Raw genomic sequence first — 14,805 nt, 5'->3', positions numbered from 1 at the left:
TTCACCGTTCAGTAAGGGCGACGGACTGCGCCTTGTTGATCGGCTTCATCAGATAGCTGAGGATCGTCTTGCGACCGGTCATGATCTCAGCGGAGGCGACCATGCCGGGAATGATCGGATAGGACTTGCCGTCGCGCATCAGCTCCGACTGGTCGGTCTTGACGTGCACCAGGTAGAAGGTTTCCCCCTTCTCCTTGTCGACGATGCTGTCGGCCGACACATTGGTGACCTCGCCTTCCAACCCGCCGAAGATCGAGAAGTCATAAGCCGTGACCTTGACGATCGCCTTTTGTCCCCGGGTGATGAAGGCGACGTCGCGCGGCGAAATCTTGGCCTCGATCAACAGCGTGTCTGCCGTCGGGACGATACCGGCCACCACAGTGCCCGGATCGACATAGGCGCCGATCGTATTCACTTCCAGCGTATTAACGATGCCGTCCACGGGTGAGCGAATATCAGTCCGGCTGACGCGATCGGTCGCGCCACGAATGGTCTCGTCGATCACCGAAAGCTCGGCCAGCGTCTGGGCCTTCTCAGTCAAGGCCTGCTGGCGCAGCTGCAAGGCCAGTTCCTCCACCTGGAGGCGCGCTTCTTCGACCGCCCCGCGCAAACGCTCGAGGCTTTCCTGATAGACCGTAATCTGGCCGCGCTGGTCGGTCAGTTCACGCTCCAGGGTAATCAGCTCCGTCTGGGCCACGAGGCCTCTCTTTGCGAGAGGGCTCATGAGATCGTACTGGCGGGTTGCCTGCGCGATGTTCTGCTCGAGGCGGACGATATTGGCCTGCGCCTCGCTCAATTCGTTCTCGCGCTGGCGCACGCGCTCGCCCAACACGCCGGCCTTGTTGAGATAGGCCGCCTTGTTGGCAGCAAACAGTCGTTCTTCGTTTTCGCAAACCTTGCTTGCGACTGATTTGACTTCGTCGGGGCAGATGAAGGCGGTGTCATAGGCACCCACCTCTTCCAGGGCCAGGCGGGCGATCTTCGCGCCCAGGGCCCGGGCCTTGGCGACGGATTCGCCGAGCGAGGATTCCGTCGTGGTGTTGTTGAGCTGGACGATGAGTTCGCCCTTTCGAACGACCTGACCGACCTGCACGGAGATGGTTTCCACGACACCGGCTTCGGAAGACTGGATGATCTGGGTCTTCGAAACGGGGATGACCTTCCCCTCCCCGCGAGCAATCTCATCAATCTCTGCGATGGCAGCCCAGGCGAGGAAGATCACGATCAAGGCCGCGACCAGACCGACGATCATGCGGGCCATGAATGGCGGGGTATCTGCAACAGGGCGGCTCATGGCTTAATCCCCTTCTTCTGCATCGCTTCGATCACCTGCTTCTTCGGCCCATCAGCCACGATGCGGCCCTTGTCGAGCACGATCAGGCGGTCGACGAGGTCAAGCATGGTGAAGCGATGGGTTGCGATCAGCAGGGTCGTATCCTTGTCGAAGGCAGTGCTCAGGCGATTGATGAGATGGCGCTCGCTTCCCAGGTCCATGGCGCCCGAGGGCTCGTCCAGGAATACGATCTTCGGCTTGGTGAGCAGCAGACGGGCAATCGTCATGGCCTGCTTCTGGCCACTGGAGAGGTTCGACCCGCGCTCGCCGACCGGCATGTCAAAGCCGCGCGGATGACGGGAGACAAACTCCTCGACCCCGGTCATGCGCGAAACTTCGAGCAGCTCTTCATCGGTTGCATCGGCGCGGCCGATCAGGAGGTTTTCCTTGACGGTGCCGGAGAAGAGATCCGAGGACTGGCCGGCGACAGCGACGGCCGAGCGAACCTCCGACATGTGATACTGGCGAATATCGACGCCATCGATCAGCACTCGGCCCTCTGTCGGCACGAAGAGGCCATCGAGCAGGCGGCCGAGCGTCGTTTTGCCCGACCCGATACGGCCGATAATGCCGACCTTTTCACCGGGAGCGACCGAAATCGACAGCTTGTTGATCACCGGATTGTCGGATCCCGGATACTGGAAGGTCACATCCTGGAAGCTGAAGCCACCATGCTTGATCTCGCGGTTGACAAAACCGACGGTCGAGGGCCGATCTTCCGGCTGCTCCATGACCTGATCGAGGATGCGCAGCGACAGCGTTGCCTGGCGGAAGCGCGCGAGCGTCATGGCGATCTGCCCAAGCGGCGCACCAGCGCGGCTGGCCAGCATGACGGTTGCGACGATCGCGCCCATGGCGAGGCGGCCTTCGGAGAACTCATAGGTCCCGGCGATCACGATGAGCACGCCGACGATCTGCTGGATCAGCGCCGTCAGGTTGATCGCGTTGGTGGAGATATGCTTGATCTCTTCGCTGGTGCGGCTGGAATGCTTCATCAGTTCCTGCCAGCGGCGCAGCATCGTCGCTTCGGCGCGCAGGCTCTTCAGCGTCTCGATGGTGGAAATGGTTTCCACCAAGAGAGACTGGCGCTTGGAGGCCTCATTGGAGGCTGCTGCCATGCGGTGGCCAATCTGGGCCTGGGCACGGAAGCCAATGGCGACAGACAGGATCAGCGCTACCGCGGGGATGATCGCGAGCCAGCCGGAGATCAGATAGATGACAATGAGGAAGATGAAGACGAAGGCCGTATCGATCATCAGGCCGATCGTGTTCGACGTGAAGAATTCACGCACGAACTCGTATTGCATCACCCGGTTGGCGTATTCACCCGTCGACATCGGCCGCGATGCGAGCGTTGTATTGAGCACCTTGTCGAAGATCATCTGTGACAGGCGCAAATCGGCATTGCGCCCCGCATGATCGATCAGGGCTGCCCGCGCTTCTTTCAGCAGATAGTCGAAGAGGTAAGCGAGCAAGATTCCGACAGCGAGCACCCAGAGTGTCGGGATCGCCTTGTTGGGCAGCACGCGGTCATAAACGTTCATCGTGAAGAGCGGCGAGCCGAGCGCAATCAGGTTGATGAACAGCGCCGCGATGATGACGCGCAGATAGGTGCGCCAATAGGGCATCAGCGCGCGCACCAGCCAGTGGCGCTTCTCGATCTGGTCGGCGGCACCAATCACCGCCTCTTCGCCATCGTTGCGATAGAAAAGCGTGAAGGCGAAGGCCGACACGGGCGCAAGTGCCAGAAGTTCCTGATGGGTCAGGCGGGCAGCGGCCGTTCCTTCGCGAATATCGAGCGTGTAGATCCCGTCATCGCTGACTTCGAGCAGCGGCAACGTGCCGCCATCCTTGAGGACCACGATCGCGGGACAGTCGAAGTCGTTTTCGCGAATGGCGCGTTCAGCGACGTTCATGACCTGCAGGCCGATGCGCTCGGCAACATGCTCTACGTCGTCGAGCTGCAACGACTCGACGATTTCATCCGGCAATCCGGAGAACAAGACGGTATCCGAGCTGGGCCGACCGTAAAATGTGGCGACAGCCTTGAAGGATGCACGAAAGCTCAGGCGGGCACGAGGGCCCGCCGGTTCGATTAACGAATTTAACATGTCATCCTATCGGATGGGCGTTTACTGGAGCGGCGCCAGGAGGTCCATCGGAATTCCTGCCTTTTGCCGCGGATCCCGCTCGACATAAGCCCCATTCGGGGTCGTCTTTACGGAAAACTCGTTGCGGGCGTAGCCTTCAGCCTGGCCAACCGCCTTAACGTTCATCGTCTTCAACAGCGAGCCAGAGGCTGCCAGGATCTTGTACTCGGCGAAGAGCGCGGCCACACGGGCGGTCTCGGCAACGATGCTGGTGTTGAAGCGCGTGTTCTGTGCATCGAGCACGTCGAGCAGCGAGCGCTGGCCGATCTTGAACTGCTCGCTATAGGACGAGACGAGCTGGGCGTTCTGCGACGACTGCGAATTCAGGATCTGAGACAGTTCGCCACGGCTGCTGCGCTCGTTCCAGGCCGAACGAACCGATTCCTCAAGTTCGCGATGAACCTGGTCGGATGCATAACGCTGTTCGCTGGCGCGGCGGATCTGCTCCTGCTCGCGGGCCTGATCGATGCCGCCACGATAGAGGTTCCAGCGGGCGACCAGACGAACCTGGACGTCGTTGGTGTTGCCCTGGCTGCTGCCGACATCATTGCCGACGCTGGCGCGGCCTTCGAGGTCGACGGTCGGGGCGTAGTTCGAGCGCGCGGCACGCACAGCTGCATCAGCCGCATCGATATCGGCGCGGGCCGAATAGATGCGCGGATTGTTGGCCTTGGCGGTCGCAATCGCATCCTGCAGCGAACGCGGAATGAACTTGCCAACGGAGCCCGGAACCTTGGCATTGGCGATCGGCTCGCCAACGGTCTTGAGGAAACGGATCTTCGTCAGTTCCAGTTCTTCCTGTGCTTCGCGCAGACGGGCGCGGGCAGCCTCGAGGCGCTCACGGCCCTGCAGCGCGTCGACTTCAGTCAGCGCGCCACCGGAGATACCCTGGTTGATATCGCCGAGAATGCCATTGTGGAAGTCGACATTCTGCTTGGCGACGCCGACGATCTTGGTCTGCAGGATGTATTCGAGATAGTCCTGGACGACCTGGAGAGCGACCGTTTCCGAACGCTCGAGAACGCGGAAGGAGGCGCCATCAACGCGGGAGGCCTGCTGATCGAGCTGGGCACGGCGGCCACCGCCATCGAGCAGACGCTGCGTGATCGTCAGGCCGACTTCGGAATTGTTAAAAGTCTCGTAGTCCTGGGTTGCCGATCCCGTGCTGTCGTTCGACAGACGGCGCTTTCCCACGCTTGCCTCGAGATCGACGGAGGGGAGATAGAGACCGCGCGCCTGGCGCAGCTCGAACTCGACCGCCTCGCGGTTCTCGACCGCCTGCGAAATCTGCGGGTTGGTGGTGAGAGCCTTCTGGATCGCTTCCTGCAGCGACATCGCGCTCGCGGGCGTCACAGACGCAATGGCAAAGGCTGCCGAGGTATACAAGGCTGCGAATAATGTCTTTTTGGTCAACAACTGAGTGCCCCTACCCAAATCTTCCGTGGGCCAACATATATACCGGGGCGATGACTGCTGGGAAGTCCAATCGACCTGTCCAAAAGATGCACCCAATTTTGATCTGTTGAAACAAAATTGCGCCGAGGAACAAAAGCCGGATTTTTTTACCCGAAGGTCACTACCCAAGCGCTTGCAATCTCGTTGAAACAACTCGTTTTCCGAATTGTTTTGCTCGCTTTCACAATTAACCCTTTGAGAATGTTCCCACACTTCCTTGCCGTAACGTTAAAGTTCCGGCGGAACTGTCTCCCAGACGCAACAGAGGCTGCACGCTTTCTGGGCCAAGACGCCAGCATCGTTCTCGTTCGGCGCGAGTCTTTCCGAGTCGGAAGGCAGTAAAAGATGTCTTTGTTCGCTAGGAAAACAAAAAGGGCGCCGAAGCGGCGCCCTTTTCACTCGCGATATTCTTCGAACCATCAGTCGTGCGGTGTGACCACCGCATGCTTGTCGTCGAAGAGGACCTTGATGGCCGTGTCGTGGTTCTGCAGCACGACGACATCCTTCCAGGTGTCCTGACCGGTCTGGACGCTGACGGTGGTGTTGCCCTCATCGACCGTGGCGCGCAGATGCGTTTCCACGGTTGCGTCAGGCTGCTCACCGAGCAGGCTGTCGAGCAGGGCCGTCACGTCGAGTACATCGCCTTCTTCCGTGCTGAAGTCGGTGATGACATCGGCAACGTCGAGCTCATCGAGAGCGGTACCGTCAAAGACGAAGGTGTCGGCGCCGGCACTGCCGGTCATCACCACCTCGCCCATGCCGCCATGCAGCGTCAGGCCATCGTTTTCCGATCCGAAGATCGTGTCGAAGCCGACTTCGAGGAAGTTGCCGGTCGAGCCGTCGGCGAAGGTGAATTCACCCTCGGCGAAGACCGTCTGACCATCTTCCTCGCCGCCCGTCTGGTCGGTCGTCAGCGAGATGCTGGCAACACCATTGGCAGAGAGGCTCGAAAGCTCGCCCTCGTCGCTGATGCCGTCATTGTCGGCATCTACCCAGACCTGCAGCTTGGAGAAGGCATCGTCGCTTGCGTCGATCTTGCCGTCCTTGTTGCTGTCCAGCGAAGCAAGAGCCGCCACGCCGCTGGCAAACTTGCCGCCATTGAAGTCCGGCGTGAAGATCTCCGAGCCGTTGTCGATCAGGCCATTGCCGTCAACGTCATAGGCCAGGATGCCATCGTCACTGGTCCAGGCGATCTGGTCGGCGTTGCCATCGGCATCGATGTCGAAGGTCACACCGTTGTCGATCGACGAGAAGGCGAAGCCATTCTTGTCGAGGTCGAGGATGATCGGGTCGTTCACGCCCACAAAGTTCTCGGGCTTCAGGTTGCCATACCCAACACCCTTAATCGTCATTACATGCTCAATTGAGAACTCATCTGTGTTTAGTGTCGCGTATCCGGACTGCGTCGAGTCGACCTTCATGGTAAACAAGTACGCATCAGCGTTCGAAGTATTCGAGCTATATACGATGACGGTATAGAAGCCCTGAGGAATATCATCGATTGTCTGAAATATCCTTTGCTCGATTGATGCGTTGTGACCATCATTCGCAGACGCATTAGTGCCAGTCATTATCTCGATAACAGAACCCGCAGCAGTCACATCTATCAAAGATGAAGCCGTGACAAAATTACCACCAGTTACCGGAACAGCAGGCTGACCTGCCGTAATGGCAATTCTGTGCACACTCACATCAAAGTTGTTTATGGTTGCCGATGTATCGTTTTCTGAATTGTGGTTGGCATTCGTGTAGATGACCTTGCTATAGGCATTCATGTCTACAGTTGTCTTGCTCGCGATGGTAATAGAATCCGCAACGGCGGCGACCGAAACCGCGAGATCCTTCGAGACAACTTCCGTGTCGCCACCGTTTATTTCCTTCGACGTCGCACGAACCTTCAGCGTGAAGTCGTCATCCGAGTTCGCCGGAGGCGTGATCTTCAGCTGCGACAGCGTCCAGCCCGTGATGTTGGCAACCGAGCTGCTACCCGTTGCGGTGAACGTCCTGGTTCCGTCGGTTAGAACCGCTCCAGCCGGGATATCCGAGATCTCAAGCTTCAGGGTCTCGGAGCCGTCCGTATCCGTCAGGCTGGAAGAGACAGACAAGGAAATCGCAGTGTCTTCATTTCCACTCGCAGAAGAGACCGTCAGCGACGGAGCATCCGCAACGGCGGTGACCGAAACTGCAAGATCCTTCGTCACAACTTCCGTGTCGCCACCGTTTGTTTCCTTCGAGGTCGCATGAACCTTCAGTGTGAAGTCGGCATCCGAGTTCGCCGGAGGCGTGATCTTCAGCTGCGACAGCGTCCAGCCCGTGATGTTGGCAACAGAGCTGCTACCCGTCGCGGTGAACGTCCTGGTTCCGTCGGTCAGAACCGCTCCAGCCGGGATATCCGAGATCTCAAGCTTCAGCGTCTCGGAGCCGTCCGTATCCGTCAGGCTGGAAGAGACAGACAAGAAAATCCCCGTGTCTTCATCTGCAATCGCCGGTGACACCGTCAGCGACGGAGCATCCGCAACCGCGGTGACCGACACTGCAAGATCCTTAGTCACAACTTCCGTGTCGCCACCGTTTGCTTCCGTCGACGTCGCACGAACCTTCAGTGTGAAGTCAGCATCCGAATTCGCCGGAGGCGTGATCTTCAGCTGCGACAGCGTCCAGCCCGTGATGTTGGCAACAGAGCTGCTACCCGTCGCGGTGAACGTCCTGGTTCCGTCGGTCAGAACCGCTCCAGCCGGGATATCCGAGATCTCAAGCTTCAGCGTCTCGGAGCCGTCCGTATCCGTCAGGCTGGAAGAGACAGACAAGAAAATCCCCGTGTCTTCATCTGCAATCGCCGGTGACACCGTCAGCGACGGAGCATCCGCAACCGCGGTGACCGACACTGCAAGATCCTTCGTCACAACTTCCGTGTCGCCACCGACAGCTTCCGTGGAGGTCGCACGAACCTTCAGCGTGAAGTCGGCATCCGAGTTCGCCGGAGGCGTGATCTTCAGCTGCGACAGCGTCCAGCCCGTGATGTTGGCAACAGAGCTGCTACCCGTCGCGGTGAACGTCCTGGTTCCGTCGGTCAGAACCGCTCCAGCCGGGATATCCGAGATCTCAAGCTTCAGCGTCTCGGAGCCGTCCGTATCCGTCAGGCTGGAAGAGACAGACAAGAAAATCCCCGTGTCTTCATCTGCAATCGCCGAAGACACCGTCAGCGACGGAGCATCCGCAACGGCGGTGACCGACACTGCAAGATCCTTCGTCACAACTTCCGTGTCGCCACCGACAGCTTCCGTGGAGGTCGCACGAACCTTCAGCGTGAAGTCGGCATCCGAGTTCGCCGGAGGCGTGATCTTCAGCTTCGACAGATCCCAACCGGTGATGTTTGCCGTCGTCGAACCAGCCGTCGCCGTGAAGGTCTGACCAGAGGCACCCGTCAGCTTGGCGCCAACCGGGATGTCAGAGATCTCAAGCTTCAGGGTCTCGGAGCCGTCCGTATCCGTCAGGCTGGAAGAGACAGACAAGAAAATCCCCGTGTCTTCATCTGCAATCGCCGAAGACACCGTCAGCGACGGAGCATCCGCAACTGCCGCCACAATCACCGTCACGACGATCGGAGCGGACACGTCACCGTCGTCATCCGTGACCGTCACAGAGAAGGTCTCGGTGCCGCTCCAGTTCTTATTCGGGGTATAGGTGAACTCGCCCGTCTTGGTGTTCAGCAGCAACGAGCCGTTCGCCGGACCGCTAGAGATGGAGAAGCCATTCTGGCCAACTCCATCATCCCCGATAATCGCCGCAATGGTCCCGCTGACGAACTTGTCTTCCGTGGTTTCAAAGGTCTGCGGCGCACCAGATGGCGCACCATCAACCGTCACCACGAACTTGCCTGCGGCAAGCGACACGGCATCGCCGTCAAAGTCCTGCGCCTGGATCATCGAGGAGAAGTCGACATCGCGGTCGCCCTGACCATCGATCGGCTTGTTGAGCGTGAAGGTGCCCGAACCATTTGCCGCCAAGGACAGCGTGAAGACCGTCGGACCGTTTTCACCCGCTGTCGCGGTCAGGATATTGTTCGCAACGGTGTAAACCAGAGTCAAACCGCCAGACTGGAGGACCGGAAGGCCTGAGGTGCTGGACTTCATGCTGAAGGTCAGACCCTCATCTGCCCCAACGCTGACGAGAGGAGACAGATTGAAGTTCGCGCTGGTCGGTGCTGCCGAGCCGGGCGTGCCGGCCAGACCGGCGAACGTGGAGGCATATTCCCCGCTCAGTGTGTTGCCAGGAGTCAGGTTTTCAGCAATCCCGCCATCACCTTCGACCTTCCCGAGGTTCGTCAGGTTGTTGCCGGTTGGCTTGATGCCATAGGCCTGGATCGTGAAGGCCTGATCGCCAGGCGCATTAGCCCCGCTCTCGATCTTCGCGATCTCGTTCTTAATCTGCTCCAGCGCTTCGGTGGCGCTGCTGCTATTGTTGGTCTCGTTCTCATTCGGCTCACCATCCGAAAGGAAGATGAGTTCGTTGACATTGGCATTCGCCAGAGGGCCGTCAGGAGCGGTGGTTACCTTCTCCAGATCCACATCGCCGAAACCGGTATTCGCCGCGAATTCGATGTAGGCGATCTGCTTACCGGCAGGCGCGGTAATTGTCAGAGTGCCAATGCCATTTACGGTCTGGCTGCCATTCGCCGGCGACGTTCCATCTGTGAAATGAACCGTGTAGCTGAACGTGGTCGATCCATTCCAAACTTTATCCTCCAGCTTGAACTGTGCGCTGGTGACTGGGACGCCGTCGAAGTTGCCGAGATTCGCATACTCGCCGGCACCATCATAGTTGTTGAACGCGCCGAAATCGAAACGCAGGCGCTCGCTTCCGCTCAGGTTTTCGCCGTCAACGCCCCATCCATAGGTTAGGCTTCCCTCGGCATCGCCAAGCTCATTGCTTGACGTCCAGCCGGACACCATTGCGACCTGGGTAGAACCGTTGAAAAGGATGTACGCTTCGTCCCGGGAGCCGCCCACGCTTGCATCGAAATCATCGGTGCGGTTGTCGACTTCAAGAACTCGAGCAGGAATACCTTCGATCCAATCGAGCGCTTCCCGCATTCCGGCTTCGTAGTTGGTGCTCCCACCACTTGAGAGGCCTGCGATATCACTCAGAGCGTCATCGAGGGCAGACTGATCCTTCACGCCGTTTCGGATGAGATCATAGGTGCCTACAGACTCCGCATCTCCGCTGAACTCGACGATATGGACACGTACGTCCTTAGCGCCGGTTGCCGCCAGATTTTCCAGGAAGTTCTTTACCTGAATCTGGAACTGCTGGACGTTGACGCTGCCCGAGGTATCCAGGACGAGGACGAAGTTGGCGACCTTTGCCTCGACCGGTGCCACGATTTGCGGCGTGTCGATCTTCACCTCAACCACGGAGGACGTCACCGTCGGGATGTCGTCGCGAACATCAATCACGAACTTGCCAGCCGTGAGCGTCACGGTGTCGCCGTCGCCGTCCTTGCCGACGATGAACTGTGAGAGATCAAGAAGCGAAGACGGCGTACCGCTGCTGAGCAGGTTCTCGGCATCGTTGAATGCGCCATCCGAACCCGATGCGACATTGTTCAGCGTCGGGTGGTCGATCTGGTCCTTCAGTTCGAAGGTATAGGAGGTGCCCTCCGCGTTCAGCTTGAGGGTGAAGACTTCACGGCCATCAGCCGTGCCGGTCAACGTCTTGCCATCGCTGCTCACCGAAATCAGGATCGGCTTGCTCTGCGAGGTCAGACCGGTCGGCTCATTGGTTGCCGCCTTCAGAGAGATCGCTTCGGTAGCATGAGCGCCGTCAGCACCGAAGTTGAAGAGTGACATCAGGGACGCGACGGTAACGGGCTTGCTTGCAAGACCGTCTCCGACGACCGCAGTGCCGTTTGCAATCGCAGCGGCTGAGTCCGACGCTGCCGTCAGGAGGCCGTCTTCGTCGACGACCACACGGACGAGAGAGGCCGATGTCGCAACTGTCGGGCCGTGATCGGCAAACTTGATGTTGCCACCAAGATCGATCCAGGCGCTGTCGACATGCTTGTCGCCATCAGCATCGGTGATCGTTGCGGTTGCTGTCAGCTTGACCAGGTTATCTGCCAAAGACGTCAGATCGGTTTCGTAGCCGGAAGTGTCGGAGCGGCCGTGATCGATCTCCATGAACTGTGTCAGGGTGACCTTGCCAGAGCCGTCGACTTCGATCGAGAACACAACGCCCGCTGAGGTTTTGCCGACAACCTTGCCCTGCGACATCTCAAGCGTGATGTCGCGGCCATCGCTCTTCAGGCCAGAGGCGGTGTTGGTGACGCTCAAGGCATAGCTGACGGAAGCCCTGCCTGCGCCATCTGCGCCGAAGGATTGTGACGCGATCGAGAAAACGGAGCCGAATGCTGCGCTGCTGACGGCAGTATCCTTGACATTAATGCCAATTGTTTCGCCGTCCTGCGTTGTCAGAACCACGTCGCCGTCATTTGCGGCAACGATGTCGATCTGCGGACCGTCATCCTGGAAGACGATACGGCTGCCAATTTCGACAGTGTCGGTGGCCTTGTCGCCATCGAAGTCTTTGACGGTGACTTCTGCCAAGATCTTGTTCGCGAGGGTCTCCTCGTTTGTGCGGCGGTCGCCATCCGACGCGTCGTTGCTTTCGTCCGAATCCTTCTGATCATCATGCTTGATCGAGACATACTGGACCATCGACAGCGTGCCGTCGTTTGCAATGTGGATTGCAAAGGCAGCCGGATCCGGGTCCCACTGACCTGGCTGGCGAACGTCATTATCGCCATCGTTCGGCTTGTCATAACGGCCGACGACCAGTCCGCCTTCGATGAACAGGTAGATGTCGCGACCGTCCGTCGTCTGCAGACCTGAATAGGTACCATTTCCGTTGGACAGCTTCAGCGCCCACGTCACCGTGGCATCGTCGTCAGCACCTTCGTTGACGACGGCCGTGACCATGCCCTGCTGCGTGGCGTACTGAGGCGTCATGTCAGTATCATTTCCTGGCAGGGCCACGCGGCCGAAGAGCGCCACGACCGCATCAGCGCTCGTCTCGTCATCGCCGGCGTCGGAGCCAACCGTTTCATCGACGATGAGGAGCTTGCCGCCGGTACGAGCGTCAACTTCCGGAACGTCGTCGCGGATCTTGATCGAGAAAGCACCATCGAGAGAGATGCTGTCTTCGTCACCATCGGTCGCCTTGATCAGCGCGCCGAAGTTAATGTTGGTGACGTCGCCTGCAATTTTATCCTGCAGGTCGAAGTTTTCGTCGGAGTTCGTCGGACGCTCGCGGAAGTCGTCGCCAGGCGCATCGTGGTCCAGCTGATCGTGGAGCTCGAATTCGAAGGAACCGTTGGAGTTTAGTGTGAGCGAGAAGACGTCACGGGCGTCTTCGCCGGCAATTGCCGTCAGGACGTTGCCATTGATCTCATAACGAAGCGTGTCGCCATGCGAGGAAAGGCCAAGCCCTGCAAGCGCCTGGAGTGCCAACACTGCCTCAGAGCCACTGATGAAGGAGAAGGAAACCGGGCCGTCGGCGCCGGGCTTCACAAGGCTCTCCAGCGAGCCCTTGATGTAAGCCGGTCCGCTGTCATTGCCGAGGTTTGGGTCACCTGTATAGGAGTTATCCCAGAACGCGGTGTCGTTCGGGCTCGTGCCGTTCGACAGGGCAGTCTTGATGTCGTCTTCATCGATTGTGAAGACGAGGTCGCAGCCGCTGAGAACCGGTACATCATCGACAACGATGATAGAGATCGTCGCGGGACCGGTTGTGTCACCGTCCGAATCTGTTGCCGTGAACTGGAAGTCGAGCTTCAGGCTATTCTCGCCGGCGCCATCTGCATGGTCGAGGGGGCGCAGCAGGGTGAAGGTGTAGGAACCAGAGCCGTTGTCATCAAGGACGACCTGAAACACGGGCGAATTGTCGAGCATCTTGGCGCTGACGTTTTCAGTGTCACCTGCGGAAACACTTTCGCCATAGGAGCGGTAGGCGGTAAGGGTCTTTCCATCCGCGCTGTACTCATAAACGAGTGGCACGCCGCCTGAAGTCAGCACGGGCGAGACTGACCTTGCTGCGGCTTCAACGCCGTCACCTTCGCCTTCGGACTCAGGGATCACAAACGAGACAGAGCGATTCCCCAGAGAAGCAACAGTCCCAAAGTCGGCTTTGTCATCAAGATCTCCGTCATCCGCACCCCAGGAGATGCCCAGCGATCCTCTGGCGACGTTTGTGGTCTCGTCTACGAACCGGCCTTTGCCCGGACCGTCGCCGAACGAACGCTGCTCGTTCGAACCGCGATTGTAATAGTCGCCGTCGTACTCGCCGGTGGTGTCTTCGTTGCCGTTGCCGGCCACATCCCGCTGTTCTTCTTCGACAACACCGTAAACCGGCTCACCATCCTCATCGGTCGGAACATCGATAACCGGGCTGTCGTCGTTCACCGTCACCGTGAAGCTCGACGAAGCCTGATCTCCATCGCTATCCTGCGCGGTGAACGGAAACTCGATGGTGATGTCGTCTTCAGTCGAGCCATCCGGATGGTCCAGATTGCCCTTCAGCGTGAACGTGTACGATCCGTTTGCGGCATCGGAAACCGAAACCTCAAATACGTCTTCTCGGAAGACGAGCGGCTGCTCGGCCGAGTCGCCAGGCGCCTCATCGGAGACCTCAACCTCGCCACCCTTAGCAACAAGCTTGTAGGCGATAATGGTCGTGCCATCGGCAGAGAGCTCGTATCGGAGCTCGATGCCATCCGAAGTATAGCCCTCCGAAATCAGAGCATTCAGTGTTGCCTGCGTGAAGGCAACGCCACGATCAAAGGGGTTCGAGAGACCCGTATTACCGGCGACGTTATCGTCGTCCGAACCCCAATCGATGCCGAGCGAGCCAGTGAAGCTGGATGCGCCACCGGTCTGCCCGTCGTTGATGTTGCCACCCTCCAGATAATCCTCGTCGACGCTACCGGCGGCTGCACCAAAGAACGTGGGCTCCGTATCACCTTCCGCGCCCAAGACTACGCCGGTCCGCAGCTCGTCGCCGAAGCTCGTGTCGCCGAGCAGATCGGCGAGCGCCAGATCTTCCGGGCCTGCGTCGATCGGGTCGTCGTTGAAGTTGCGGCTGGCGCTCGGCGTGCCCTGGGCGGAGAATGTCCCGTCCGGGCCGGCTGCGACGTTGATGTTGGAGCCTTCCAGGGCTGCGAAGAGAGCCACCTGCGGAAGTTCGACATCGCCGATCACGAAGGTCGGGATGTTGGCTGCACCGCCGAGAACGACGATCTCGGTGCCGTCGGCGAGGACGAGAACCAGGTTCTCACCGTCGACTTCGAATTCCAGGTTGTCGAGTTCGATGCCGGCCGGCAGCGTCACGACGTTCTGTTCGTTCGGCTTGACTTCGGTCGGGATGGTTGCCGCCGCAACTTCAACCGGAGGCGTCTGCGCCGGCAGGCGGTCGGTGCGGGTGGCGTCAGGCGCTTCGGCCTGAGCGACCTCGATGCCGCCTACGGTCTCGCTGGCGTAACCCAGATGCTGTTCGACCGCAGAGTCGAAATCGTCAGCTGCGGAAGTATTGTCGATGCTGGACAGGCGCGGATCTTCGATGGACATGGTAACTCACCCCTTAACAAGTTGATCGCAGTTAAATCGCGGTCTCGGGGCGGGCGCAACGGTTTCTTAACCCTGAAGATATAACCGGTTATGCTTGCAGCGACCATTATTGAAAAAGAAGTTAATTTCGGGCCGAAAAACCCTTTTATTTCTGCAATTTACTCAAATTTTAGCGATCGGACTGCAGCCAATTCGGCCGCCTGGATCTACCCCGCTTCATTGCCTGTATGGGCCGGTCGCCGGCCAA

At 59.0% G+C, this 14,805-nt stretch carries 4 protein-coding genes; all 4 read right to left on the bottom strand.

What is annotated here, in order from left to right; translation table 11 throughout:
• Position 1: 1 nt before the first annotated feature.
• Positions 2–1,294, bottom strand: a complete 1,293-nt coding sequence (locus C0V73_RS05905; protein WP_102019084.1) for an HlyD family type I secretion periplasmic adaptor subunit — start codon at positions 1,292–1,294, stop codon at positions 2–4.
• Complete coding sequence (locus C0V73_RS05900; RefSeq protein ID WP_102019083.1) at positions 1,291–3,444, bottom strand: type I secretion system permease/ATPase; 2,154 nt, start codon at positions 3,442–3,444, stop codon at positions 1,291–1,293. The genes C0V73_RS05905 and C0V73_RS05900 overlap by 4 nt, the downstream gene beginning before the upstream one ends.
• Positions 3,445–3,465: 21 nt before the next feature.
• A complete protein-coding gene (locus C0V73_RS05895; protein WP_102019606.1) occupies positions 3,466–4,818 on the bottom strand; it encodes a TolC family outer membrane protein in 1,353 nt (450 codons plus the stop codon).
• A 539-nt stretch (positions 4,819–5,357) separates the two neighbouring features.
• Positions 5,358–14,558, bottom strand: a complete 9,201-nt coding sequence (locus C0V73_RS05890; protein WP_102019082.1) for a DUF5801 repeats-in-toxin domain-containing protein — start codon at positions 14,556–14,558, stop codon at positions 5,358–5,360.
• Between the last annotated feature and the right edge of the window lie 247 nt (positions 14,559–14,805).

Origin of the sequence: Rhizobium sp. TH135 (assembly GCF_002855515.1) — a bacterium.
Classification (GTDB): Bacteria; Pseudomonadota; Alphaproteobacteria; order Rhizobiales; family Rhizobiaceae; genus Allorhizobium.
Note: the sequence above shows the minus strand (reverse complement) of the source record. Positions and strands in the feature narration are given on the sequence as shown.